Source organism: Streptomyces sp. NPDC002403, from assembly GCF_053593015.1.
This window is the reverse complement of record NZ_JBSFBQ010000023.1, coordinates 95,753-121,818: the sequence shown is the minus strand read 5'-3', so window position 1 is coordinate 121,818 and position 26,066 is coordinate 95,753. Positions and strand designations below refer to the sequence as shown.

The 26,066-nt window shown below is 70.9% G+C and carries 20 protein-coding genes; 4 read left to right on the top strand and 16 right to left on the bottom strand.

The window, feature by feature from the left end:
• The 7 genes from ACWCPY_RS24355 to ACWCPY_RS24325 form a co-directional block, all read right to left on the bottom strand.
• A partial coding sequence (locus ACWCPY_RS24355; RefSeq protein ID WP_391728474.1) for a flavodoxin-dependent (E)-4-hydroxy-3-methylbut-2-enyl-diphosphate synthase occupies positions 1-169 on the bottom strand: 169 nt, incomplete at its 3' end.
• Positions 170-347: 178 nt separating this feature from the next.
• Positions 348-1,658, bottom strand: coding sequence for a M50 family metallopeptidase (locus ACWCPY_RS24350; RefSeq protein WP_451268173.1), 1,311 nt, complete (start codon positions 1,656-1,658; stop codon positions 348-350).
• A complete protein-coding gene (dxr, locus tag ACWCPY_RS24345; RefSeq protein ID WP_451268171.1) occupies positions 1,655-2,908 on the bottom strand; it encodes a 1-deoxy-D-xylulose-5-phosphate reductoisomerase in 1,254 nt (417 codons plus the stop codon). The genes ACWCPY_RS24350 and dxr overlap by 4 nt, the downstream gene beginning before the upstream one ends.
• A 163-nt stretch (positions 2,909-3,071) precedes the next feature.
• Complete coding sequence (locus ACWCPY_RS24340; RefSeq protein ID WP_451268169.1) at positions 3,072-5,018, bottom strand: acyl-CoA dehydrogenase family protein; 1,947 nt, start codon at positions 5,016-5,018, stop codon at positions 3,072-3,074.
• 306 nt (positions 5,019-5,324) lie between these two features.
• On the bottom strand, positions 5,325-6,770 hold the full coding sequence (locus ACWCPY_RS24335; RefSeq protein ID WP_451268167.1) for an aldehyde dehydrogenase family protein: 1,446 nt from the start codon (positions 6,768-6,770) through the stop codon (positions 5,325-5,327).
• Positions 6,771-6,921: 151 nt separating this feature from the next.
• Entirely contained in the window at positions 6,922-8,499 is a 1,578-nt protein-coding gene (locus tag ACWCPY_RS24330; protein ID WP_451268165.1) for a PucR family transcriptional regulator, read from the bottom strand.
• Between the two features lie 124 nt (positions 8,500-8,623).
• Complete coding sequence (locus tag ACWCPY_RS24325) at positions 8,624-10,978, bottom strand: ATP/GTP-binding protein (RefSeq protein WP_451268163.1); 2,355 nt, start codon at positions 10,976-10,978, stop codon at positions 8,624-8,626.
• A 264-nt stretch (positions 10,979-11,242) separates the two neighbouring features.
• Between ACWCPY_RS24325 and gabT the strand changes: the two genes are divergently transcribed.
• The gene (gene gabT, locus ACWCPY_RS24320) at positions 11,243-12,583 is read left to right on the top strand and encodes a 4-aminobutyrate--2-oxoglutarate transaminase (protein ID WP_362453110.1); all 1,341 of its coding nucleotides are present in this window, start codon (positions 11,243-11,245) and stop codon (positions 12,581-12,583) included.
• Positions 12,584-12,731: 148 nt separating this feature from the next.
• Positions 12,732-13,553, top strand: a complete 822-nt coding sequence (locus tag ACWCPY_RS24315) for a phosphatase PAP2 family protein (protein ID WP_451268161.1) — start codon at positions 12,732-12,734, stop codon at positions 13,551-13,553.
• On the opposite strand, the gene ACWCPY_RS24310 is transcribed toward ACWCPY_RS24315, so the two are convergent.
• From ACWCPY_RS24310 to ACWCPY_RS24275, 8 genes are all read right to left on the bottom strand, one after another.
• Complete coding sequence (locus tag ACWCPY_RS24310; RefSeq protein WP_451268159.1) at positions 13,504-15,330, bottom strand: chitinase; 1,827 nt, start codon at positions 15,328-15,330, stop codon at positions 13,504-13,506. The two genes, ACWCPY_RS24315 and ACWCPY_RS24310, sit on opposite strands and share 50 nt — an antisense overlap.
• A gap of 139 nt (positions 15,331-15,469) precedes the next feature.
• Positions 15,470-15,931 (bottom strand): hypothetical protein, encoded by a 462-nt coding sequence (locus ACWCPY_RS24305; RefSeq protein ID WP_451268157.1) that lies wholly within the window; start codon positions 15,929-15,931, stop codon positions 15,470-15,472.
• A gap of 151 nt (positions 15,932-16,082) precedes the next feature.
• Positions 16,083-17,498 carry an NAD(P)/FAD-dependent oxidoreductase gene (locus tag ACWCPY_RS24300; RefSeq protein ID WP_451268155.1) on the bottom strand — a complete coding sequence of 472 codons (1,416 nt, stop codon included), beginning with the start codon at positions 17,496-17,498 and terminating at the stop codon, positions 16,083-16,085.
• A 24-nt stretch (positions 17,499-17,522) separates the two neighbouring features.
• Positions 17,523-18,323, bottom strand: coding sequence for an ABC transporter permease (locus ACWCPY_RS24295; RefSeq protein ID WP_353793521.1), 801 nt, complete (start codon positions 18,321-18,323; stop codon positions 17,523-17,525).
• Entirely contained in the window at positions 18,323-19,252 is a 930-nt protein-coding gene (locus tag ACWCPY_RS24290) for an ABC transporter permease (RefSeq protein ID WP_451268153.1), read from the bottom strand. Before ACWCPY_RS24290 ends, ACWCPY_RS24295 begins: the two co-directional genes overlap by 1 nt.
• Complete coding sequence (locus ACWCPY_RS24285) at positions 19,249-20,397, bottom strand: ABC transporter ATP-binding protein (protein ID WP_451268151.1); 1,149 nt, start codon at positions 20,395-20,397, stop codon at positions 19,249-19,251. Before ACWCPY_RS24285 ends, ACWCPY_RS24290 begins: the two co-directional genes overlap by 4 nt.
• A 75-nt stretch (positions 20,398-20,472) precedes the next feature.
• Positions 20,473-21,723 carry an ABC transporter substrate-binding protein gene (locus tag ACWCPY_RS24280; protein WP_451268149.1) on the bottom strand — a complete coding sequence of 417 codons (1,251 nt, stop codon included), beginning with the start codon at positions 21,721-21,723 and terminating at the stop codon, positions 20,473-20,475.
• Positions 21,724-21,765: 42 nt separating this feature from the next.
• Positions 21,766-23,280, bottom strand: coding sequence for a gamma-aminobutyraldehyde dehydrogenase (locus ACWCPY_RS24275; RefSeq protein WP_451268147.1), 1,515 nt, complete (start codon positions 23,278-23,280; stop codon positions 21,766-21,768).
• Positions 23,281-23,496: 216 nt separating this feature from the next.
• Here ACWCPY_RS24275 and ACWCPY_RS24270 point away from each other — a divergent pair, with 216 nt between their 5' ends.
• Positions 23,497-24,036, top strand: a complete 540-nt coding sequence (locus tag ACWCPY_RS24270) for an NADAR family protein (protein WP_451268187.1) — start codon at positions 23,497-23,499, stop codon at positions 24,034-24,036.
• A gap of 114 nt (positions 24,037-24,150) precedes the next feature.
• On the opposite strand, the gene ACWCPY_RS24265 is transcribed toward ACWCPY_RS24270, so the two are convergent.
• Positions 24,151-24,879, bottom strand: a complete 729-nt coding sequence (locus ACWCPY_RS24265; RefSeq protein ID WP_451268145.1) for a DUF4190 domain-containing protein — start codon at positions 24,877-24,879, stop codon at positions 24,151-24,153.
• A 49-nt stretch (positions 24,880-24,928) separates the two neighbouring features.
• Here ACWCPY_RS24265 and ACWCPY_RS24260 point away from each other — a divergent pair, with 49 nt between their 5' ends.
• Positions 24,929-26,047, top strand: coding sequence for an adenosine deaminase (locus ACWCPY_RS24260; protein ID WP_451268185.1), 1,119 nt, complete (start codon positions 24,929-24,931; stop codon positions 26,045-26,047).
• Positions 26,048-26,066 lie beyond the last annotated feature (19 nt).

Here is a 26,066-nt window from a genome sequence, read left to right as displayed (position 1 = left end):
TCTGCTGCAACGTCGCACCCACGTCCGACGTACGCGTCGTCGTCATCGACTGCACCGACACCGGCGCATCCCCGCCCACCGCAACCGACCCGACCTGGATCTTGCGGCTGACCCTCCGGTCGGCGAGCTTGGTCGGAACGGACGGAATTCCGAGAGAAATCGCAGTCATGCGCTGAGCATCCCCAAGGTGTGGATCAAGGTCCCGAGATCGGCGGGCTCCGGCCTTCGAGGTTACGGCACCGGCGGCGGCCCGGAGCACACCGCGTCCGGGATCGCCACAGAAATGCGAGGGCCCGGCACACACTGTGTGCCGGGCCGTCACTCGTGGTGCACGGGTGACCGTCGGGTCAGGAGATCTTGACGGGATTCACGATGTCGGCGACCAGCACCAGCAGCGTGAAGCAGATGAAGACACCGGCGACGACATAGGCGACCGGCATCAGCTTGGCCACGTCGAAGGGGCCCGGGTCCGGGCGCCGGAAGACCCGTGCCACATTGCGGCGCAGGGCCTCCCAGAGCGCGCCGGCGATGTGCCCGCCGTCGAGCGGCAGCAGGGGCAGCATGTTGAAGAGGAACAGCGAGAGGTTGAAGCCCGCCAGCAGGAACAGCATCATCGCGATCTGACTCGTCGCCGGGACGTCGAGCGTCATCACCTCGCCGCCGATCCTGGCCGCGCCGACCACACCGACCGGGGAGTCCGCAGCCCGCTCGCCGTCGCCGAAGGCGGCGTCCCACAGGCCCGGGATCTTGGACGGGAGGGCGATGATCGAGTGAACGCCGTTCTCGACCATGTCTCCCATGCGGACGACCGAGTCGCCGAAGGAGAGCGGGACGATCTCGGTCTGGGCGGCAAAGCCGAGGTAGCCGGCCTTCACGAAGTCGCCGGGGACCACCTCGCCCTTGGAGTCCTTCTTCGCCACCAGGTTCTGCTTGAGAACGGCATGGAGGGTCTTCTCCTGGCCGTCGCGCCGGACCGTGATGGTGGCGGGGCCGATGGTGTCGCGGATCTTGTCGGAGAGCGTGGCCCAGTCGTCGACCTTCTGTCCGTCGAAGGCGACGATCGTGTCGCCCTTCTTGAGCCCCGCCGCCAGTGCGGGCGAGACCGGGTCGGACTTCTTGCACTTGTCGCGGTTCTCGCTCTGCTCGATCACGCACTTCTGGACGCCGGCCACCTCGGTGGTCTGGGTCTGGAAGCCGAAGGTCATCGCCACACCGAGGAAGATCGCGACGGCGAGGACCAGGTTCATGAACGGCCCGGCGAACATCACGATGACGCGCTTCCAGGGCTTGCGCGTGTAGAAGAGCCGCTTCTCGTCACCCGGTTCGAGCTCTTCGAAGGCGGCGGACCTGGCGTCCTCGATCATGCCGCGCCACGGGGAGGTGGACCGCGCCTCCAGGCGCCCGTCCTCTCCCGGCGGGAACATGCCGATCATGCGGATGTAGCCGCCGGCCGGGATGGCCTTGATCCCGTACTCGGTGTCGCCCTTCTTCCGGGACCAGACCGTCGGGCCGAAACCGACCATGTACTGGGGGACGCGGATGCCGAAGAGCTTGGCCGTCGACAGGTGCCCGAGCTCGTGCCAGGCGATCGAGAACAGCAGACCGATGGCGAAGACGACGATGCCCAGAATCGTCAACAGGACCGTCGTAATACTCATGCGCGCGCCTCCGCTGTCGCTTTCGCCGAGAGTTCACGGGCCCGGGCGCGTGCCCAGGTCTCCGCTTCCAGGACGTCTGCGACCGTGAGCGAAGTTCCCGTGGCGGGGGTGCCGTGTTCGGTCACCACCGCGGTGACCGTATCCATGATTCCGTTGAACGGCAGCCGTCCGGCGAGGAATGCGTCGACGCATTCCTCGTTGGCGGCGTTGAAGACGGCCGGTGCGGTGGCGCCGAGCGTGCCGACGTGTCTGGCCAGTCCCACGGAGGGGAAGGCCTCGTTGTCGAGGGGGAAGAACTCCCAGCTGGACGCCTTCGACCAGTCGAAGGCGGGAGCGGCGTCCGGGATGCGGGCGGGCCAGCCGAGGCCGATGGCGATCGGGCCCCTCATGTCCGGGGGCGTGGCCTGGGCGAGGGTGGAGCCGTCGGTGAACTCCACCATGGAGTGAACGTACGACTGGGGGTGGACCACGACCTCGATCCGGTCGAACGGGATGTCGTAGAGGAGATGGGCCTCGATGACCTCCAGTCCCTTGTTGACGAGGGTGGCGGAGTTGATCGTGATGACCGGTCCCATGGCCCAGGTCGGGTGGGCGAGGGCCTGCTCGCGTGTGACGTCCGACAGCTCGCTCCTGGTCCGCCCCCGGAAGGGGCCGCCGGAGGCGGTGACGACGAGCTTGCGCACGTCGGCTCGGGTGCCGGCGCCCAGCGCCTGGAAGAGCGCGGCGTGTTCGGAGTCGACCGGGATGATCTGGCCGGGCTTCGCCAGCGCCTTGACGAGCGGGCCGCCGACGATCAGCGACTCCTTGTTGGCCAGGGCGAGCGTGCGGCCCGCCTCCAGCGCGGCGAGCGTGGGGGCCAGACCGATCGAGCCGGTGATTCCGTTGAGCACGGTGTGGCAGTCGCTCGCGGCCAGCTGCGCGGCTGCGTCGGGCCCTGCCAGGATCTCGGGGAGCGGCTCGCCCGCCCCGTACTGCTCGCGCAGCGCCTCGCGCAGGGCCGGTACGGCGTCCGGTGCGGCGACGGCCACGGTGCGCACCCGCAGCCGCCGCGCCTGCTCGGCGAGGAGGGCGACCCGTCCGCCGGCGGCGGAGAGCGCGGTGACGCGGAAGCGGTCGGGGTTGCGCAGCACCAGGTCGATGGCCTGGGTGCCGACGGATCCGGTGGAGCCGAGGATGACGAGATCCCGGCGGCCTTCCGCTGCATCGAAGACGAGGTGCGGGTCGGCGAGGGGGGCAGGGCTGTCGCTCATGCCCCCCATTGTTGCCGCATCGCCCGTGGGTGTGGACAGTGCGTCCCGTACGCCGGAGCGGACGGGACGCCCGGGCCGGTGGCGGCGCGGGTCCGGTGCCCTGCCGCGCGCGGCCGGGCGGGGCGCGTCCCGGTGGGTGGGGGCGCCCCGCCCGGCCGGTGGTTCAGCGCACGGTCCGGTGGACGTTCTCCCGGGTGGACGGCCCCGGGGACGCGTCGGCGATCCACGGTCCCTCGCCGCTCGGGTCGATGACGCCCTCCTCCAGCCAGGTGTACGCACCGGACAGGACGCCGTCGACCAGGCGCCGGTCCAGGTCGTCGGTGTTGGACCACAGGCGGGTGAAGAGCTCCTCGACCCGGACGCGGGACTGGTGGCAGAACACATCGGCGAGCCGGTAGGCCTCGCCTCCGTGGTCGCCGGAGGAGCGCAGCAGTTCGGCGCGTACGCAGGCGGCGCTCATCGCGAAGAGTTCCGCGCCGATGTCGACGATCCGTCCGAGGAAGCCCTGCTTGGTCTCCATCCGGCCCTGCCAGCGCGACATGGCGTAGAAGGTGGAGCGCGCGAGCTTGCGGGAGGCGCGCTCGACGTAGCGCAGGTGGGCGGAGAGGTCGGGGTGGCCGGACGGGTTGAACTCCCCGTACGTGCGCGGGAGTTGCCCGGGCCCCGCGACGAGTCTGGGCAGCCAGCGGGCGTAGAAGCCGGCCGCGTTCGCGCCCGCCCTCGCCTTGGCGGAGAGGGGCTTGTCGGGGTCGATGATGTCTCCGGCGACCTTCAGATGGGCGTCCACGGCCTCGCGGGCGATCAGCAGATGCATGATCTCGGTCGAGCCCTCGAAGATCCGGTTGATCCGCAGATCGCGCAGGAGCTGTTCGGCGGGGACGGCCCGCTCGCCGCGGGCGGCGAGGGAATCGGCGGTCTCGAAGCCGCGTCCGCCCCGGATCTGGACGAGTTCATCGGCCATCAGACAGCCCATCTCGGAGCCGTACAGCTTGGCGAGGGCGGCCTCGATGCGGATGTCGTTGCGGTTCTCGTCCGCCATCTGCGAGGAGAGGTCGACCACGGCTTCGAGTGCGAAGGTGGTCGCGGCGATGAAGGAGATCTTCGCTCCGACGGCCTCGTGCCGGGCGACCGGCCTGCCCCACTGCTCACGTACCGCGGACCATTCGCGGGCGATCTTCAGGCACCACTTGCCGGCGCCGACGCACATGGCGGGCAGCGAGAGCCGTCCCGTGTTGAGCGTGGTGAGGGCGATCTTGAGCCCGGCGCCCTCGGGGCCGATCCGGTTCGCGGCCGGGACCCGGACCTGATGGAAGCGGGTGACGCCGTTCTCCAGGCCGCGCAGGCCCATGAAGGCGTTGCGGTTCTCGACGGTGATGCCCGGGGAGTCCGCCTCGACGACGAAGGCCGTGATGCCGCCCTTGTGGCCTTCCGACTTCGGCACCCGGGCCATCACGACGAGCAGGTCGGCGACGACGCCGTTGGTCGTCCAGAGCTTCACCCCGTCCAGGACGTAGTCGGGTCCGTCCGGGACGGCCGAGGTGGCGAGCCGGGCCGGGTCGGAGCCGACGTCCGGTTCGGTGAGGAGGAAGGCCGAGATGTCGGTGCGGGCCAGCCGGGGCAGGAAGGTCTCCTTCTGCTCCTGGCTGCCGAAGAGTTTCAGCGGCTGCGGCACACCGATGGACTGGTGGGCGGAGAGCAGCGCGCCGATGGCCGGGCTCACGGAGCCGACCAGGGCGAGGGCCTTGTTGTAGTAGACCTGGGTCAGGCCGAGGCCGCCGTACTTGGGGTCGATCTTCATCCCGAGCGCGCCGAGCTCCTTGAGGCCGCTGATCACCTCGTCGGGGATTCTCGCCTCGCGCTCGATCAGGGCGCCGTCGATCCTGGTCTCGCAGAACCGGCGCAGCCGGGCGAGGAAGGCCTCGCCGCGCCGCACGTCGTCCGCGGGCGGCAGCGGATGCGGATGGATCAGGTCGAGCCGGAAGCGCCCGAGGAAGAGTTCCTTGGCGAAGCTCGGCTTGTGCCAGTCCTGATCGCGTGCGGCCTCGGCCACTTGGCGCGCTTCGCGCTCGGTGACTCTGGGCGTGTTCTTCGGTGCGGATGGTGCGGACATGAGGAGCTCACCTCGCCGCGAGTGAGTGGGTGGACGCGGCCGGTCCGCGTGGGGAAGCGCCCACCGGTACCAACCGGCTCTACTCGTCCGTATGTACCCGAATCCCGGCACGCCCACCATCCGCCGGACGCCGATCGGGTCGGGAGCCACTCCACTGACCCGCCTGCGGTGGCGGACGCGACGGGAACGCGGAAACGGCCTGAACCCCCGCACAGTGGGTTCAGGCCGTCCCGCTGTCGCCTGGTGTCGTGCTGTCCAGGCGGAACACAGGCGACGTCGGTGGATCGGTTCGATCCTGTTCGCGGACTACAGGGCGAGGCCGGTGAGGACCAGCACGCGCTCGTAGGTGTAGTCGTCCATGGCGTAGCGGACGCCCTCGCGGCCGACGCCGGACTGCTTGGCGCCGCCGTACGGCATCTGGTCCGCGCGGTAGGAGGGGACGTCGCCGATGATCACGCCGCCGACCTCGAGGGCGCGGTGGGCGCGGAAGGCCGTCTGCAGGTCGTGCGTGAACACACCTGCCTGCAGGCCGTACTTGGAGGAGTTGACGGCCTCGAACGCCTCGGCCTCGCCATCCACCTTCTGCACGGAGAGCACCGGTCCGAAGACCTCCTCGCCGGAGAGGGTGACATGGTCCGGGAGCTCCGCGAGCACGGTCGGGGCGTAGGTGGCACCGTCCCGCTTGCCGCCGGTGAGCAGCTGGGCGCCGGCCTGCACGGCCTCGTCGACCCATGACTCGACGCGCTTGGCGGCGTCCTCGCTGACCAGCGGGCCGACGTCGGTGGTGGCGTCCGACGGGTCGCCGGTGACCTGTGCCTCGACGGCGGCGACGATCTTCGGGAGGAGCCGGTCGTAGACCGAGGCGTCCGCGATGACGCGCTGCACGGAGATGCAGGACTGGCCGCCCTGGTAGTTGGAGAAGGTCGCGATACGGGTCGCGGCCCAGTCCAGGTCCTCGTCGGAGGCGTAGTCGCCGAGGACGACCGCGGCACCGTTGCCGCCGAGCTCCAGGGTGCAGTGCTTGCGCGGCACCGACTCCATGATCGCGTAGCCGACGGGGCCGGACCCGGTGAAGGAGATCACGGGCAGGCGCTCGTCCTGGACCAGGGCGGGCATCCGGTCGTTGGGGACCGTCAGCACGGACCAGGAACCGGCCGGCAGGTCGGTCTCGGCCAGCAGCTCGCCCAGGATCAGCGAGGAGATCGGGGTGGCCGGGGCGGGCTTCAGGATGATCGGGGCACCGACGGCGATGGCCGGGGCCACCTTGTGGGCGCTCAGGTTCAGCGGGAAGTTGAACGGGGCGATGCCGAGGACCGCGCCGCGCGGGAAGCGGCGGGTCAGGCCGAGACGGCCGGTGCCCCCGGCGTCGGTGTCCAGGCGCTGGGCGTCGCCGCCGTTGAAGCGACGGGCCTCCTCCGCGGCGAACCGGAACACCGAGACGGCGCGGCCGACCTCGCCGCGGGCCCACTTGATGGGCTTGCCGTTCTCGGCGGAGATCAGCTGGGCGATCTCCTCGGTGCGCTCCACCAGACGCCGTACGACGTGGTCGAGTGCGGCGGCCCGGACGTGCGCCGGGGTCGCGGCGAACTCCTCGCGCACGGCGTGCGCGGCCGCGACGGCCTCCTCGATCTGGGCGTCGGTCGGCACGCTGACGGTGCCGACGAGACGGCCGTCCCAGGGGTTGGTGACGTCGAAGCTGTCCTCGCCGGTGGCCTGGCGGCCGGCGAGCCAGAAGGCGTGGGTGGAAGTCATGGAGGTTCCGGCCCTTCGGAGCGGTGGGGGTGTCTTGCCCCCACCGTAGGGCCGCGCGGCCGTCCTGGCGTTTGTCCGGGGTGGAGCAGTGCGCACCGGGGACGCGCCGCTTTGTCGGATGCGGACGGAGCCCCCGGCTCCGGCGGCGTGGCTACGCCTCCGGCACCGACGGGGTGCTCGTCGCCTTCAGCGCCAGCCACAGCTCCATCCGGACGTCCGGATCGTCCAGCGAGCGGCCCAGGATCTCCTCGACCCGGCGCATCCGGTAGCGCAGGGTGTGGCGGTGCACGCCCAGGTCCGCCGCGGCGGCGTCCCACTGGCCGTGGTGGGCGAGCCAGGCCCGCAGCGAGGCCACCAGGTCGCCGCGGCCCTTGGCGTCGTGCTCGTGCAGGGCGCGGAGCATCCCGTCGGCGAAGGCCCGTACCGCGTCGTCCGCGAGCAGCGGGAGCACCGAGCCGGCCGCCAGCTCCTCGTGCTCGACCAGCGCCCTGCCCCGGCGGCGGGCCACCGAAAGGGCCTGTTCGGCCTGCTTGTACGCGGCGGAGACCGCGATCGGGCCCGCCGGCGCGGAGAGGCCCACGACCACCTGGCCCTCCTCCGCCTTCGCCCCTTCGGCGGGCGTCCGTGCCTCCTGGGCCTCCGCGTACGCCGCGCAGGCCGCGACCGCCGCTCCGCCGTCCGCGGCGAGGACGACGAGCCGGTCGCCCTCGGGGACGCTCAGCAGGGTCTCGCCGGTCCGCAGGGCCGCCGCCTCCATCGCCTCGCCGAGCGGCGCAGGGGTGGCCGGCTCGGACGCCTCCGCGATGAGCAGCCGGAACGGGGCGTCGAGCAGCCCTCCGTACAGGTCCCCGGCGACGGCCCTGGCGTGGTCCGGCTGGCCGGCGAGCAGCATCCGCAGCACCGCCGCGCCGAGGCGCTGCTCGGCGCCCTGGAGGGACCGGGAGCGGGCGGTGGTCAGGGTGAGCAGGGCGACGGCGGAGTGCACGGCGTACCGCTCGGCGGTGCCGAGCGCCGCGCCGGTGCCGACGGCGAGTGCTCCCCTGACCTGGCGGCCGGTGCCCAGGGACTGGAGTTCGACCCGGTCGTCGGTGTCGCCGACCACGATGCTGGCCGGGGCGGGGCGGTCCCGCAGCCGTTCGACGTCGGGGGTGAGCCGGGCGGCTCGGCGGGCGGCCCATTCGGGGGCCGCGGCGACGACCTGGCCCGCCGCGTCGTACAGCGCGGCCCAGCCGTCGAGGTGGGCGGCGAGGCGGGTGAGGAGTTCGCCGGGGCCGTCGCCCGCGAGTGCGGCCCTGGTCAGTTCCCGCTGGACCTCGAACCCGGCCGTCACGGCCCGGTACTGGTCCTCGGCGATCGCGGAGGAGACCGCCTTGGCGATGGCGATGAACGGGGTGCGGCGCGGCACCTCGAGGAGCGGCAGCCCCGCTTCCTCGGCCGCGTCGATCAGCGCCTTCGGCACCTCGTCGTAGTTGACGCCGACGGCGAAGCCCAGGCCGACGACTCCGGCCCCGGCCAGCCGCCGCACGTACCGCCGCATCGCCTCGGGGTTCTCGGCGTCGAGGTTGGTGGCGGTGACGAGCAGGAACTCGCCGCCCTCCATGTACGGCACGGGGTCGGTCAGCTCGCTGGCGTGCGCCCAGCGCACGGGCGCGTCGAGCCGGTCCGCCCCCGCGCGCACGGTGAGCTTGAGCGCCGAACGCTGGACGAGCGAGGCGAGAGTGAGGGGCATGGGGACCGCGGGACCTCGGGGTGTCGGTTTTCGCCGTCCCGTATGAACGGCTGCTGCCAATTCTGCCAGGCTGGCAGGGTCCGGCATGACCACGTCCAAGGCCCCTGGCCGCGTCCCGGGCCGCTCAGCCGTTCAGATCCACCAGCAGCGGCGGCGCGTGCTCGCCCCGCACGGTCGTCAGGGACAGTACCGCGTGTCCGGCGGGCACCCGGTGGGCCAGTTCGGAGGCCGACCAGCGCTCCCGCTCGACCTGGCGCACGGTCACCGCGTCCGTGGTGACCGCCTTGCCGGTGACGAGCTTGCGCAGGGCGTGCACGGCGCGGGTCAGCGGCTGGTCGGCGAAGACCGTGTGCTTGGCGATCTCGGTGGTCTCCACCCATTCGGTGCCCCACGCCTGCGCGAAGAGCCGCCCGTCCCAGGTCGTGACGCCCGAGAAGGCCATGTGGCAGCCGACCGAACCGAGCAGGGCCGTGTGCAGGCTCTCCGGCACGTCGTCCAGCCCGCGCAGGGTGAGCAGGACTCCGGCGTTGCAGTTCCGCAGCCGCTGCACGGCCCTTACGGACTCGGCGGTGACGGTGTGCGTGGCGTCGTCCAGGGCGAGGAAGGCGAACAGCGAGCGGTCCGTGCGGGCGGCCGCCCCGGCGGTGAACTGGGCGAGCACCAGCCGGGCGATCAGCCGGGCGGCCTCGGGGTGGGCGCGTTCCGGCAGGTCGATGCGGACCCGCAGCGGGTGTTCGAGGGTGCGCAGCGAGAAGGGCCGGGTCGTGCCGGTGGTGTCGAAGAAGCCGGCGAAGGCGGGCCGGTCCAGGGCGGCGAGCCGGTCGGCGAGCCGGACCGCCGGGTCGCCGGGGGTGCCCGACTGCCGTGCCCGGGTGTCGAGTTCACGGAGGTAGGAGCGGTGCGCCTCGCTGTCGAGCCGCGCGCGGAGCTCGGCGAGGGCGCCGGGAGAGCCGTCGAGCAGCTCGCGCAGCACCGGGACGGACGGGAAGCGGTCGTGGACCGCCCGGTACGGGCCCAGCAGCTGGGCGAGGGCGGTGGTGGCCCGCCTCGCGTCGACGTCGGGGAGGTCGCCCGCGATCGCCTCGGCGAGCAGGGCTGCGGCCTCGTCGGCGTCGTCGGTCCCGCTGTACAGGTCGAGGTCGTGGGCGCAGGACGGGTCGCCCGGCCTGATCACCACGTCGTAGCCCCCGTCGGGGCCGAGCGGGGTGCCCGTCGCGCAGACGGCCACGACGACGGCCTTCCCGGCGAGGGCCTGGAGTGCGAGCGACTCCACGACCGGCCGCACCAGGTGCCGGGTCCTGCCCGATCCGAAGGGCCCGACGGCCAGCAGCGAGGAGCCCAGGGAAGCCGGGTCGACGGCGGCCCCCGCACCCCGCCGGGCCGCCGGGTTGCGCTCGGAGTCGGTGTACCGGCCGAGCCGCACCTGCGAGGTGAGCAGGTCGTGGGTGGCGGCACGGGCCGGCAGGTCCCGGTCGCCCGAGGGGTGCGGACAGGCCCCCGCGCCCTGGCCGAGCACGGCGTCGGTGAACGGCCCGATCCGCGAGGGGTCGGCCTCCACGGAGAGCCAGGCACGCCGGATCCGTACGCAGTCCACGTCGTTCATCCGCCCGGCCCGCTCGTCCGCAACCAGCCGGTCGGCGGCCGTGTGCCGGCCCGCGGCGCGCAGCTGGGGCCAGTCGGCAGGGCTCTCACCGGGTGCCTTCTCCGGCTCCGGCCCGGGCTTCGCACGGCCGCGCAGCTCCCGTACGAGGGTGAGCCAGCCGCCGGCCCGACCGACCGGCAGGAGGATCGCGGCCGCGCCCACCAGGTGGTACACGGTCTTGAAGGTCTCCACGCGATCCAGGGTCTCCTCGGCCGTGCCGCCGTACAGCCAGGAGTAGGGGGTCAGGCCCAGCACCAGGTCGTCGAAGGGCAGCAGCTCGTCGGCGTTGACGAAGCACCAGACCAGGACGGCCCCGGCCAGCGCGGTGCCCAGCGCCCGGCGCGGCTGGGGGTGGTCGGCGGCGTACCGGTGGAACACCTCGCGCCAGTTGCCCAGCCGTCCGAAGCCCCAGATCACCAGGGCGGCGACCAGGCTGTTGTAGACGGCGAGGGCGGTGAGGGCCGCCGCGGGGCGTTCGAGCCCCCACCAGTCCGACGGTGTGACCACTTCGAGGAGGATCCGGCTGTGCGGCACGTATCCGTTGCGCCACAGGGACCACACCAGCATGGCGGCGAGCAGCGCCACCACCGCGCCGCCGATCAGCGCCCGGTCGGGCACCCGGTCGGGGTCGGACTCGGGCCTGGGCCTGTGGCCGAACCGCCACAGGCCGGGCTCGGCCGCCGCGCGCGGCGTGCGCAGCCAGACCCCCAGCGGAGGACCGGAGGCGGGGGCGTGTCCCGGCCTCGGCGGCAGCTCGGGTGGTGGCGGGCCCGCCGGGCGCGGCACCGGGCTACCGGAGCGGGTGTCGCGCGAGCCGTACGTGCCCTCGGTGTCCATCTGCTGTCCCTCGTCCCCTGACCAGCGCCGACCGGTAACTCCGGGCGCGGGCGCCCGAAGCCATCAATCTAGTGCCCCGTATCACCCTGTCGGACGCGGTCCGGCGGGATGTCTTCGCCCGTCCCCCGGGGCCGCGCGCCCTCTCGCTATGTCCGTGACGGACAACGGCGCGCGGGCACCACTCCCGAACGGAACATGCCGTACCCCGGGCCCCGCCCATAGCCTGCACGAAGAAGCGTCCGAAACACCCCCCAGGAGCCCCTCATGACCGCAATCCCGCAGGAGCGCCGCGTCGTCACTGCCATTCCCGGCCCGAAGTCGGTGGAGCTGCAGGCCCGCCGTCTGGAGACGGTGGCCGCAGGTGTGGGCTCCACCCTGCCGGTGTTCACCGCCCGCGCCGGTGGCGGGATCATCGAGGACGTGGACGGCAACCGTCTGATCGACCTCGGCTCCGGCATCGCCGTGACGTCGGTCGGCGCCTCCGCCGAGGCCGTCGTGCGCCGCGCCTCCGCGCAGCTCGCCGACTTCACCCACACCTGTTTCATGGTCACGCCGTACGAGGGGTACGTCGAGGTCTGTGAGCAGCTCGCGGAGCTGACGCCGGGCGACCACCCGAAGAAGTCCGCGCTGTTCAACTCGGGCGCCGAGGCCGTCGAGAACGCGGTGAAGATCGCCCGCATCCACACCAAGCGCACCGCGGTCGTCGTCTTCGACCACGGCTACCACGGCCGCACCAACCTCACGATGGCGCTGACCGCCAAGAACATGCCGTACAAGCAGGGCTTCGGCCCGTTCGCGCCCGAGGTCTACCGGGTGCCGGTGGCGTACGGCTACCGCTGGCCGACCGGTGCCGAGAACGCCGGCGCCGAGGCGTCCGCGCAGGCCATCGACCAGATCAACAAGCAGATCGGCGCGGAGAACGTCGCCGCGATCATCATCGAGCCGGTGCTCGGCGAGGGCGGCTTCATCGAGCCGGCCAAGGGCTTCCTCCCGGCGATCGCCCAGTTCGCGAAGGACAACGGCATCGTCTTCGTCGCCGACGAGATCCAGTCCGGTTTCTGCCGCACCGGCCAGTGGTTCGCCTGTGAGGACGAGGGCATCGTCCCGGACCTGATCACCACCGCCAAGGGCATCGCGGGCGGCCTGCCGCTCTCCGCCGTGACCGGCCGCGCCGAGATCATGGACTCCGCCCACTCCGGCGGCCTGGGCGGCACCTACGGCGGCAACCCGGTCGCCTGCGCGGGTGCGCTCGGCGCCATCGAGACGATGCGCGAGCTGGACCTGAACGGGAAGGCGAAGCGCATCGAGGAGGTCATGAAGGGCCGCCTCGTCGAGATGCAGTCGAAGCTCGACAACGGCGACATCATCGGTGACATCCGCGGCCGCGGCGCGATGATCGCGATCGAGCTGGTGAAGTCCGGCACGAAGGACCCGAACCCGGAGGCCGCCGCGAAGCTCGCCAAGGCCTGCCACGCGGAGGGCGTGCTGGTCCTCACCTGCGGCACCTACGGCAACGTCCTGCGCTTCCTCCCGCCGCTGGTGATCGGCGAGGACCTGCTGAACGAGGCGCTCGACGTCATCGAGCAGGCTTTCGGCCGGATCTGACCTGTGCGAACCCCGGCGGCTTCGGAACGCGCTTTCGCAGGGGTTACGAGGGGCCCGCGTGAGGGCCTGTGAAGAACGTGTGGGGGGCCGATGGCGGGATCTGTTTCCCGCTGTCGGTCCCCCGTCGGCTGCCGTACGGTTTCTGCAGATGAGAGAAACACCCCGCCCGCAGGGGACTGCGGGCGATGCCGGGCCGGAGCTTCCCCAGCGCCGTCCTGGCCGTGCCTTCGAGCACACCGCTGGAGCCTCCGGCTCCGGAACTCCTCACCGATCGGATGGCCGCTCGCCCCAGACCCCCCGGGGCGTGCGGCAAACCGGTCCGACCGGCCGCCCCGGAACCACCCCCCCTGTTCCCGGGCGGCCGGCCCTTTTCCTTTTTCCGGTCCTGGCCCTCCCGGCACTGTTCGCGCTCACCGCCTGGCAGGTCGCGGCCGGCGGCCCGTTGCGCGCGCTCGACGAGCGGACCGGCCGGGCGGTCGTGGGAGACGGACCCGCCCGGCTGACCGAACTCCTCGCCGATCTGGGCAATACGCAGGTCGCGCTCCCGGTGCTGGGCTGCGCGATCGTCCTCGCCCTGGTGCGCGGCGCGCGCCGCCGGGCGCTGTACGCGGCGCTCACCATGGGCGCGGTGCCCGCACTCGTCGTTCCGCTGAAGGCCTGGATCGCCCGTCCCGGACCGCTGACGGACGCCACCGGCTACTTCCCGTCCGGCCATGCCGCGACGGCCGCGGTGGCGTACGGGGCGGCGGCGCTGCTGATCGCGCCGCACCTGCGGCGGCCGTGGTCGTGGATGATGCCCGTCGCCGCTGTCCTGCTGACCACGGCGACGGGCATCGGTCTGGTGCTGCGCGGCTACCACTGGCCGCTGGATGTGCTGGGCAGCTGGTTCCTGTGCGGGACGCTGCTCCTGCCGCTGGGACTCAGCCGCCGAAGTAGACGTCGAAGTTCTTCGAGAACTCCCCGTTGTTGAACCGGTCCCAGTTGATCGACCACGTCATCAGCCCGCGCAGCGCGGGCCACGTCCCGTGGGTGGCGTAGGAGCCGCAGTCGGTCTTCTTCGTCAGGCAGTTCAGCGTCTTGGTGACCTCGGCGGGCGAGGTGTGGCCGTTGCCCGCCTGGGTCGAGGCCGGCATGCCGATGGCGACCTGCTCGGGGCGGAGCGGGGGGAAGACCTTGGTCTGGTCGCCCGCCACCGGGAAGCCGGTGAGCAGCATGTCGGTCATGGCGATGTGGAAGTCCGCGCCGCCCATCGAGTGGTACTGGTTGTCCAGGCCCATGATGGAGCCCGAGTTGTAGTCCTGGACGTGCAGCAGGGTCAGGTCGTCGCGCAGCGCGTGGATGACCGGGAGGTAGGCGCCCGCCCGGGGGTCCTGGCCGCCCCAGGGGCCGGAGCCGTAGTACTGGTAACCGAGCTGGACGAAGAAGGTCTCGGGGGCCATCGTCAGGACGAACTTGTCGCCGTACTTGGCCTTGAGGGTCTTCACCGCGGAGATCAGGTTGACCACGACCGGGGTGGTGGGGTTCCGGAAGTCGGTGTCCCCGGTGTTCAGCGAGAGCGAGTGGCCCTCGAAGTCGATGTCGAGGCCGTCCAGGCCGTACTCGTCGATGATCTTGCCGACCGAGGAGACGAAGGTGTCGCGGGCGGCGGTGGTGGTGAGCTGCACCTGGCCGTTCTGGCCGCCGATGGAGATGAGCACCTTCTTGCCGGCGGCCTGCTTGGCCTTGATCGCGGCCTTGAACTCGGCGGCCGACTCGACGTTCGGGCACTCGGCGACCGGGCAGAGCGAGAAGCGGATGTCGCCGGAGGTGACCGAGGTCGGCTCGCCGAAGGCCAGGTCGATGACGTCCCAGGAGTCGGGCACGTCCGCCATCCGCGTGTAGCCGGAGCCGTTGGCGAAGCTGGAGTGCAGATAGCCGACGAGCGCGTGGGCGGGCAGGCCGCCGCCCCCGCCCGTGCCGCCGCCCGCCGTGGTGGTGGCCGTGACCGCGGCGGATCGGGCGGACTCCCCGGCGGAGTTGGTCGCGGCGACCTGGAAGCTGTACGCGGTCGACGCGGTGAGGCCGGTGACGGTGGCGGAGGTGCCGGTGACCGAGGCGACCTTCGTGTCGCCCCGGTAGACGTTGTAGCCGGTGGCTCCGGCGGATCCGGTCCAGGAGAGGTCGACCGAGGAGGCGGTGGCCGTGCCGGCCCTGAGTCCGGTGGGGGCGGCCGGGAGTTCGGCCGGGGCGCCGCCCGGTCCGATCAGGCTGAGGTCGTCGGCGTAGTAGGCGGGGGTGCCGAACCAGCCGTGGGTGTAGACGGTCACCCGGGTGGTGGACGGGCCCGTCCTGAACGTGGTGGTGAGCTGCTTCCAGCCGGTGGACGACGGGGTCCAGGTGGACACGTCCGTGGTGCCGGTGCCCTCCGCGCCGAGGTAGACGTAGGAGCCCTGCACCCAGGCGCTCAGCGTGTAGGTGGAGTCCGGCTGGACCGTCACCGCCTGGGAGCACTTGGCGTTGTCGGCGCCGGCCGGGGTGGCCTTCAGCGCCGAGGTCCCGCTGTGGGCCGGTGTGCCGACGGCGGCTCCGCTGCCTGCGGTACAGCTCCAGCCGTCCAGGCCGGACTCGAATCCGCCGTTGCGCGCCAGGTCGGTGTCGGCGGCTGCGGCGGACGGAGCGAGGGCGGTCAGACCGCCGGCGGCGAGCAGGGCCGCCGCGAAGGCGGCCACGACTCCGGTATATCGGGCGGGGGGTCCCGTGCGTTCCACAACGGCCTCCGTGCATGGGGGAATTGAGTGCGGCCGCCACAACATGGTCCAGACCAATCAGGTTGTCAAGACCTCTGACAGTCCGGGGCCGCCCGCCCGGTCGGCTGCGCACACCGTTCCCCCCGCCCGCCGGGTCGCCTCAGCCCCTGCCGTTCTCGGCCCGCCCGGCCGCCGCCTCGTGCATCGCGAGCTCCAGAAGTGTCGCGTCGGTGAGGGTGCCCGAGCCGTCGGGCGGGATCAGCCAGCGCACTCCACCGTTGGTCGCCCGGCCCGGATGGGGCACGACGATCCAGGTTCCCCGGCCCACGCCCCGTACGCCGGTGCCGACCCAGCCGGCGACGGTGCCCGGCGCCACGAAGAAGCCCATGCGGGCGTCGCCGAAGTCGGAGAGAACGGGACCGGGCCTGTCGATGAGGCGGGTCAGTACGTCGAGGGTGGGATAGCCCAGCTCCCCCGGAAGAATCAGCACGTCCCAGCGCCGGCCGGCGGGCAGGAGCGCGACCCCGCGGGGATTGCGCTCCCATTCCCACCGGCAGGCGTCCGGGTCCGGCGCCACCGATACGAGCCACTCGACCGCTGCTTTGACCCCCGCGCCAGCCATGACCGGCCTCCATTTCCGTGTGCACCGGCCATGCGTTGCCGGTGTGTTCACACGGGAGAGAGCGGTGGCGCCGATCGATTACGCGGGTTCGGGCAACGAATCGGGAAACGAAGAGGCCGGTCACCCGCGGGGGTGACCGGCCCGTTCGGACTCAGCTGTCGAAACCCAGCCCCAGCCGGTCCATCGTCCGCAGCCACAGATTGCGGTGCCCGCCATTGCTGTCCGCCCTGGCCAGGGACCTCTTGGTGAGCTCGATCCCGGCCCAGGCGAAGGGCTCCGGCGGGAACGGCATCGGCTTGCTGCGGACCATTTCCAGCGCGGTCCGTTCGTTCTGTTCGCCCGCCAGCAGATCGAGCATCACATCGGCCCCGAAACGGGTGGCGCCGACGCCGAGTCCGGTGAATCCGGCGGCATAGGCGACCCGGCCCTGATGGGCCGTGCCGAAGAATGCGGAAAAGCGCGAACAGGTGTCGATCGCCCCTCCCCAGGCATGGCTGAAACGGACCCCCGTCAATTGCGGGAAACAGTCGAAGAACTGGCCCGCGAGTTTGAGGAAGGTCTCCGGACGCTGATCGAGATCGGCGCTCAGCCGGCCGCCGAACGGATAGATCGCGTCATAGCCGCCCCACAGGATCCGGTTGTCGGCCGACAGCCGGAAGTAGTGGAACTGATTGGCGCTGTCGCCCAGCCCCTGGCGGTTCTTCCAGCCGATGGAGGCCAGCTGGTCGGCGGTGAGCGGCTCGGTCATCAGCGCGTAGTCGTAGACCGGCACGGTGTACGGGCGCACCCGCTTGACCAGCGACGGGAAGATGTTCGTACCGAGTGCGACCCGGCGTGCGAAGACCCTTCCGTACGGGGTGCGGACCGCCATTCCCGTGGTGGACCTGGCGAGTTCGAGGCCCCGGGTGTGCTCGTAGATCCGCACGCCCAGGTCGGCGCAGGCCCGCTTCAGGCCCCAGGCCAGCTTGGCGGGGTGCAGCATGGCGACGCCCCTGCGGTCCCAGAGACCGCCCAGGAATGTCGGTGAGTCGACCTCGGCACGCAGCGCGTCCCGGTCCAGGAATTCCGACCCGGTGAAGCCGAGCTTCTCGGCCTCCTGGTGCCATTCGTGGAGCTCTTCGAGCTGGTGGGGCTCGGTGGCTACATCGATCTCGCCGGTGCGCTCGAATTCGCAGTCGATCGCATAGCGGGCGACGGCGGCCTCGATGGCGTCGAGGTTGTGCTCGCCGAGCTCCTCCAGCTTGTGGATCTCCTCCGGCCAGCGCTCCAGGCCGTTGGGCAGGCCGTGGGTGAGGGAGGCGGCGCAGAATCCGCCGTTGCGGCCCGAGGCGGCCCAGCCCACCTCGTGCCCCTCGATCAGTACGACATCGCGTTGCGGGTCGCGTTCCTTGGCGATCAGAGCGGTCCACAGTCCGCTGTAGCCGCCGCCGACGACGAGCAGATCGCAGTGCTCGTCACCGGTGAGCGCGGGCAGCGCCTCGGGCCTGCCCGGGTCGTCCAGCCAGAACGAGACGGGCTTCGCGTCGGCGAGTGATTGTGCAGCAGTACGCATGGCAGCTGGGGCCATGGTTTCCAACTCCTTCAGGGCTTTCTATCGTGCGCTGTTCTTGCGCCGGTTAGCGATGAGCTGACCGACGACAACCACCAGTACCGCAATGATGAACATCGCCGTACCGATGACGTTGATCTGCACGGGCGTGCCGCGCTGTGCCGATCCCCAGACGAACATGGGGAAGGTCACGGTGGAGCCCGCGTTGAAATTGGTGATGATGAAATCGTCGAAGGAGAGCGCGAAGGCCAGCAGCGCTCCCGCCGCGATTCCGGGGGCGGCGATCGGCAGCGTCACCCGCAGGAAGGTCTGCACGGGGCCGGCGTACAGATCGCGGGCCGCCTCCTCCAGTCTCGGGTCCATCGACATCACGCGCGCCTTCACGGCCGTCACGACGAAGCTCAGGCAGAACATGATGTGGGCGATCAGGATCGTCCAGAAGCCCAGCTGTGCGCCCATGTTCAGGAAGAGCGTGAGCAGCGAGGCTGCCATGACGACCTCGGGCATCGCCATCGGCAGGAAGATCAGCGAGTTGATCGCGCCGCGTGCCCGGAAGCGGTAGCGGACCAGCGCGAAGGAGATCATCGTGCCGAGCACGGTCGCGCCGACGGTGGCCCAGACGGCGATCTGCAGGGACAGCGAGAGCGAGCCGCACATGTCGGCGACGCCGCAGGGGTCCTTCCAGGCGTCCAGGGAGAAGCGCTGCCAGGCGTAGTTGAAGCGCCCGTTCGGCTTGTTGAACGAGAACACCATGACGACGACGTTCGGCAGGATCATGTACGCGAGGGTCAGCAGACCCGCGATGACGATCAGATTCCGGCGAATCCAGCGCAGTACGGGCATCAGACCAGGTCCTCCGTCCCGGAGCGGCGGATGTAGACGGTGACCATGATCAGGACGACCGCCATGAGGATGAAGGAGAGCGCGGCCGCCGTCGGATAGTCCAGGACCCGCAGGAACTGGGTCTGGATGACGCTGCCGACCATCTTGGTGTCGGTGGATCCCAGCAGTTCCGCGTTGACGTAGTCACCGCTGGCCGGGATGAAGGTGAGCAGCGTTCCGGAGACGACACCCGGCATGGAGAGCGGGAAGGTCACCTTGCGGAAGGTGGTGGCGGGCGTGGCGTACAGATCGCCGGCCGCTTCGTGCAGCCTTCCGTCGATCCGCTCCAGCGAGGTGTAGAGCGGCAGGATCATGAACGGCAGGAAGTTGTACGTGAGACCGCAGACCACCGCCATCGGCGTGGCCAGTACCCGGTTGGACTCGGTCCAGCCGAGCCAGCTGGTGACGTCCAGGATGTGCAGGGTGTTCAGTACGTCGACGACCGCGCCGCCGTCCGCGAGGATCGTCTTCCAGGCGAGCGTGCGGATCAGGAAGCTGGTGAAGAACGGCGCGATGACCAGCACCAGGACGACGTTGCGCCAGCGCCCGGCCTTGAACGCGATCAGGTAGGCGAGCGGGTAGCCGAGCAGCAGGCACAGGAGGGTGGCGGTGCCCGCGTACAGCAGCGACCGGATGAACTGCGGGTAGTAGTCGCTCAGCGCGTCCCAGTAGGTCTGGAAGTGCCAGGTGACCTCGAATCCCTTCTCCAGGGATCCGGTCTGCACGGAGGTCGACGCCTGGTAGACCAGTGGCAGCGCGAAGAAGACCAGCAGCCACAGGATGCCCGGGAGCAGCAGCCAGTAAGGGACGAGACGCTTGCGGGTGGAGGGCTTGCGTATCTCGAGCTCCGCCGTGACGGGCGCCGGTGGTGCCTCCTTGGTGACGGTCACGCCGCGTCCTCCACCGTCTCCACACCGGCGTCGATGTCCTGGGCGGCGTCCAGCCCGAAGGTGTGCGCCGGGTTCCAGTGCAGCACGACCTCGGCGCCGGGGGTGAGCCGGGCGTCGCGCTCGATGTTCTGCTCGTAGACCTGGAGCGCCTTGCCGGCCGGGCTCTCCACCACGTACTGCGTGGACACCCCGATGAAACTGGAGTCGACGATCCGGCCGGTGACCCGGTTGCGTCCGTCGGCGATCGCGTCCGCGTCGTCGGCGTGCGCGAGCGAGATCTTCTCCGGGCGGACGCCGAGGAGCAGCTTGCCGCCCTTGCTGGTCGGGGCCGTACATCGGTCGGTGGGCAGCCGCAGCTTCCCGCCGCCCGCGGCCACGACGATGTCCGTGTCCGAGGAGACGACCTCGCCCTCGATGAGGTTGGAGGTGCCGAGGAAGTTGGCGACGAAGGTCGTCCTGGGGTTCTCGTACAGATCGGCGGGGGCACCGAGCTGCTCGACGCGGCCCCCGTTCATCACCGCGACGGTGTCGGCCATGGTCATGGCCTCCTCCTGGTCGTGGGTGACGTGGATGAAGGTGATGCCGACCTCGGTCTGGATGCGCTTGAGCTCCAGCTGCATCTGGCGGCGCAGCTTGAGGTCGAGGGCGCCGAGCGGTTCGTCGAGCAGCAGCACCTGCGGGTGGTTGATCAGGGCGCGGGCGACGGCGACGCGCTGCTGCTGGCCGCCGGAGAGCTGGTGCGGCTTGCGCTTGGCGAAGTCGCCGAGCTGGACGAGCTCCAGCATCTCGTCGACCTGCTTCTTCACCGACTTGATGCCGCGCCGGCGCAGACCGAAGGCGACGTTCTCCGAGATGTCGAGGTGCGGGAAGAGCGCGTAGCTCTGGAAGACCGTGTTGACGGGCCGCTTGTACGGGGGAAGCCCGGTGATGTCCTGGCCGCCGAGCGAGACCGTGCCGGTGGTCGCCTCTTCCAGGCCGGCGATCATCCGCAGGGTGGTGGTCTTGCCGCAGCCGGACGCGCCGAGCAGCGCGAAGAAGGAGCCCTGCGGGACGGTCAGATCGAGCGGCTTGACGGCTGCGAAGGAGCCGTACGTCTTGCTGATCCCGGTGAGGCGGACGTCGCCGCCGGTCTGCTGCTGTGTCATGGATCGCGGTCCCAGTGGTGTCAGAGGGAGATCAGGGGAGATCGGGGGATCGGGTGGGGCGGGAGGGCGCGGCGGTCAGGCGCCGATGAGCTTGGCGAACTTCTCTTCGTACGCCGTCTCTTCCTCGCTGGTCAGGGAGCGGAAGGCGTGCGACCGGGACGCCATCTCCCGGTCCGGGAGGATCAGGACGTTGTCGGCCATCGCCTGGTCGATCTTCGCCAGCTCGTCGCGGACCCCGTCGACCGGGCAGACGAAGTTGATGTACGCGGCGAGCTTCGCGGCGACCGGCGGCTCGTAGTAGTAGTCGATCAGCTTCTCGGCGTTGGTCTTGTGCCGGGCCTTCACCGGGACGAGCAGGTTGTCGCTGGATATGACGTAACCCGCGGCCGGAATCGCGTACTTGATGTCCGGGTTCCCGGCCTGGAGCTGGATGACGTCGCCGGCCCAGCCGACGCAGGCGGCGATGTCGCCCTTGTCGAGGTCCGCCGTGTAGTCGTTTCCGGTGAAGCGGCGGATCTGGTTCTTGTCGACGCCCTTCTGGAGCCGGCCGATCGCGGCGTCGTAGTCGGCGTCGGTGAAGTTGCCGGGGTCCTTGCCCATGTCGAGCAGGGTCATGCCGATGGTGTCGCGCATCTCCGAGAGGAAACTGACCCGGCCCTTGAGTTTCGGGTCGTCGAGCAGCTGGCTGACGGAGTCGACCTTGCGTCCGCCGGTCGCCTTGGAGTTGTAGGCGATGATGGTGGGGATGCCCGCCCAGGGGTACGAGTAGGCACGGCCGGGGTCCCAGTCCGGGGAGCGGAACTGGGCCGAGAGGTTGGCGTAGGCGTGCGGCAGGTGCGAGGCGTCGAGCTTCTGCGCCCAGCCGAGGCGGACGATGCGGGCGGCCAGCCAGTCGGTGACGCAGATGATGTCGCGACCGGTGTCCTGGCCGGCCGCGAGCTGCGGCTTGATCTTGCCGAAGAACTCGACGTTGTCGTTGATGTCCTCGGTGTACTTGACCTTGATCCCGGTGCGCTCGCTGAACGCCTCCAGGGTGGGCCGGTGCTTGCCGTCGTCGGTGACGTCCATGTACTCGGTCCAGTTGGAGAAGTTGACCTGCTTCTCCTCGGCCGAGTGGTCGTCGGAGGCCGCCGCGGCGTCCCCCTCCCGCTTGGCGGGCGGGATGCCGCACGCGCTCAGCGTGCCCAGCCCGCCGATCGCCAGCGCCCCCAAGCCGGAGGCGCGGATCAGCGATCGGCGGGTCAGAGCGCCCCGGCCGCTGGTGAGACTGCGTCGCATCGCGGCCATCTGGGCCGCGGAGAGACGCTCCGGCTCGTACTGCTCCATGCGCGTTGCCCTTCCGGGTGTGTGTGGCCGGGGTCGGCCGGGTTATCGGTCCCCGAAGATCGTGCGGTGCCAGTCCTTGCGGGCGACCGCGGTGTTGTCGTACATGACGTGCTTGACCTGCGTGTACTCCTCGAAGGAGTACGAGGACATGTCCTTGCCGAAGCCGCTGGCCTTGTATCCGCCGTGCGGCATCTCGCTGATGATCGGGATGTGGTCGTTGACCCAGACACAGCCCGCCTCGATCTCGCGGGTGGCGCGGTTGGCGCGGTACAGGTCGCGGCTCCAGGCGGAGGCGGCGAGGCCGTACGGGGTGTCGTTGGCGAGGCGGATGCCCTCGTCGTCGGTGTCGAAGGGCAGCACGACCAGGACCGGGCCGAAGATCTCCGACTGGACGATCTCGCTGTCCTGGGCGGCTCCGGCGACCAGCGTCGGCCGGTAGTAGGCGCCGGCTTCCAGTTCGCCGCCGGGGGCCTCGCCGCCGGTGACGACGGTGGCGTAGGCGCGGGCCCGCTCGACGAATCCGGCGACCCGGTCCCGCTGGGCGTGGCTGATCAGCGGGCCGAGGTCGGTCGACGGGTCGAAGGGGTCGCCGAGCCGGACGGTCTCCATGAGCGCGGCGACGCCCTGGACGAAGGCGTCGTACAGCGGGCGCTGGACGTAGGCGCGGGTGGCCGCGGTGCAGTCCTGGCCGGTGTTGATGAGCGCTCCGGCGACCGCGCCGTTGACCGCGGCTTCGAGGTCGGCGTCGTCGAAGACGACGAAGGGGGCCTTGCCGCCGAGTTCGAGGTGGAGGCGCTTGACGGTGGAGGTGGCGATCTCCGCGACCCGCTTGCCGACGGCGGTGGAGCCGGTGAAGGAGGTCATCACCACGTCCGGGTGGCCGACCAGGTGCTCCCCGGCGTCCTTGCCCGCGCCGGTGACGATGTTGATCACACCGTCGGGGATGCCCGCCTCGGTGGCCGCCTGGGCGAACATCAGCGAGGTCAGCGGGGTGATCTCGGCGGGCTTGAGGACGATGGTGTTGCCCGCGGCGACGGCCGGGAGGACCTTCCAGGCGGCCATCTGGAGCGGATAGTTCCAGGGCGCGATGGAGCCGACGACCCCGATCGCCTCACGGCGTACGTACGAGGTGTGGTCGCCGTCGTACTCGGCGGCCGACTTGCCTTCCAGGTGGCGGGCGGCGCCGGCGAAGAAGGAGGTGTTGTCCACGGTGCCGGGCACGTCGAACTCGGTGGAGAGCTTGATCGGCTTGCCGCACTGGAGGGACTCCACGTACGCGAAGTCCTCCGCCTGCTCGGCGAGTACGGCGGCGAAGCGGTGCATCGCCTCGGACCGCTCGGCGGGCGTAGCGCCCGACCAGCCGGGGAACGCCTCGCGTGCGGCCGCCACGGCGGCGTCCACGTCGGCGGTGCCCGCGAGCTCGTAGCTGTAGACGGTCTCGCCCGTCGCCGGGTTCACCACGTCGTGGTGACGTCCCGATGTTCCGGACCGCAGCTTTCCGCCGATGTACTGTGCGCCGTCCGCGAAGCGGTCCCGCACCTGGATGCCGTTGCCCATGACGATCTCCTCCGCCGAGTGCCCCGGAGTGCGGGGACGGCGTAGCCTCTGCTCGATTTGAGTGCCGATCCTGGCAGAGGGGATCAACCCCAACAAGTGATTCCGTTGTTGCCTTTTGGTTACGCGACGAAATCTGTCGACCATGTGTCGTGTCGGTACGGAATTCCCCGTACGGAGTGTCAGTGGCGAATGCCAGAATCGCATGTCATGGAACACATGGACGGTCTCCTCGCACGGACCGCGCGCGGCGAGAAGGTGAAGTACCTGCACTTCTGGGGGCACCGTCCCCGGCCCGACGGCCGCGTGAGCGCGAGCTGTCTCAGCCAGTGGTGGCCGTCGCCCTTCACGGTCGACGGCGTGCGGTACGCCTCGGCCGAGCACTGGATGATGGCCGCCAAGGCCCGGCTTTTCGGCGATGCGGAGTCGGAGGCCGCGGCGGTGGCGGCGAAGAGCCCGGCGGCGGCGAAGAAGGTGGGCCGGCTGGTCCGCGGTTTCGACGACGCGACATGGGAGCGCGAGCGGTTCGCGCTGGTGGTGGCCGGCAGCGTGCACAAGTTCGGTGGCGATCCGGAGCTGCGGGAGTTCCTGCTGAACACCGGGGACCGGGTGCTGGTCGAGGCGAGCCCGATGGACCGGATCTGGGGCATCGGCCTGGCGGCGGACGACCCGCGGGCAGCGGCTCCGGCGAGCTGGCGGGGGCTGAATCTGCTGGGGTTCGCGCTGATGGACGCGCGGGCGGAGCTGCGCGCGTCATGAGGCGTCCCGGACGCCCGATGGCCCGGCGGGGCCGGGACACGGCCCCGCCGGGCCATCGGCGGATATCGCGCGGCGCCGGTACCGCGGGGGTCCGGCACCGGCGCCCTGACGCTGCTACCGGCTGACGTCGACGACCAGCGACGTGGAGTACGGGTCGTCGTTGTAGCCGCTGTCCTCGAATTCCTCGATGTGGGTGGTGAACATCCAGATGAAGAAGCTGATGATCGCCACGCCGAGGACGATGCCGATGGATCCCATGATGATCCCGGCGAGCGCCTGACCGCTGTTGTTCGCCTCGCCGCGCTGCACCCTCTTGCGGCCGAGGATGCCGAAGATCAGGGCCAGTGCGCCCAGGATCAGGCTGGGTATCCCGTAGACGCAGAACATGCAGACGGCCAGGATGCCGAGCACCATGGCCGCGGTTCCCATGCCGTTGGCGGGCGGCGGACCGCCCCAGGGCGCCTGGTTGTATCCGGGGTATCCCGGGTAGCCGCCGTACTGCGGAGGGGGCGCGGCCGGGTAGCCGTACTGTCCGGCCGGCGGGACCTGCTGGCCCGGTCCGTTCGGTCCGACCGGCGGCGGCGGTACCTCCCCGGGTCCGGGGCCGAATCCGGCTCCGGGCACCGGCCCGGTCTGTGCCGGCGAACCGAATGCCGGCGGCGGTGCGTCGGCCGGTGCGGGGTCGTCCCCGGCGCCCGGCATCGAGGTGACCGTGGGCTGATGCTGCACAGCGGGCGGGCGAGGATCACCGGCCGGCTTCTCCAGCGGCACCTTGCTCTCCGGCGGAGCCCACGGATCGCGCGGCGCGGCCCCGCCCTCGGGCTGCTCTGTGTTGTCTGACATGGGCCTCCCCCATCGTGGTCCCGTCATGCTACGGCCCCGCCGCCCACCGGTGGCCCCGGCCTACGATGATCCCCGTCCCCTGCCCGGCCGACCGTGCCCGGCACCCGAACCGTCCCACGCCCCGGAGAGTCCGATGACCGATCTGCGCCCCTTCGTCGCGGGGCTGCCCAAGGCCGAACTGCATGTCCACCATGTCGGCTCCGCCTCGCCCCGCATCGTCGCCGAGCTGGCAGCGCACCACCCCGACTCCAAGGTCCCCACCGACCCCGAGGCGCTCGCCGACTACTTCACCTTCACGGACTTCGCGCACTTCATCGACGTGTATCTCTCCGTCGTGGACCTGATCCGCACCCCGGAGGACGTCCGCCTGCTGACCTTCGAGGTCGCCCGGGACATGGCGCGGCAGAACATCCGCTACGCGGAGCTGACGGTGACCCCGTTCTCCTCGACCCGGCGCGGCATCCCCGAGCAGGCGTTCATGGAGGCCATAGAGGACGCCCGCAAGGCCGCCGAGGCCGAGCTGGGTGTCGTGCTGCGCTGGTGCTTCGACATTCCGGGCGAGGCCGGGCTCGAAGCCGCCGAGGAGACCACCCGGCTCGCCGTGGACCTGCGGCCCGAGGGGCTCGTCTCCTTCGGTCTCGGCGGTCCGGAGATCGGTGTGGAGCGCCCGCAGTTCAAGCCCTACTTCGACCGGGCGATCGCCGCGGGCCTGCACTCCGTGCCGCACGCCGGGGAGACCACCGGACCGCAGACCGTCTGGGACGCCCTGACCCATCTGCGTGCCGAGCGCATCGGCCACGGCACCAGCTCCGTCCAGGACCCGAAGCTGCTGGCCCATCTCGCCGAGCACCGCATCGCGCTGGAGGTCTGCCCGACGTCGAACATCGCGACCCGCGCGGTGGCGGACATCGAGCAGCACCCCGTCAAGGAGATGGTGGACGCGGGCGTCCTGGTCACCATCAACAGCGACGACCCGCCGATGTTCGGCACGGACCTCAACAACGAGTACGGGGTGGCCGCCCGGCTGCTCGGTCTGGACGAGCGGGGTCTCGCCTCGCTGGCGAAGAACGCGGTGGATGCCTCGTACCTCGACGCGGCCGGCAAGCGGAGGCTGGCCGCCGAGATCGACACGTACACGGCCAACTGGCTGGAGCGCGCCGACCGGTGACCCGGTGGTCACAATGACC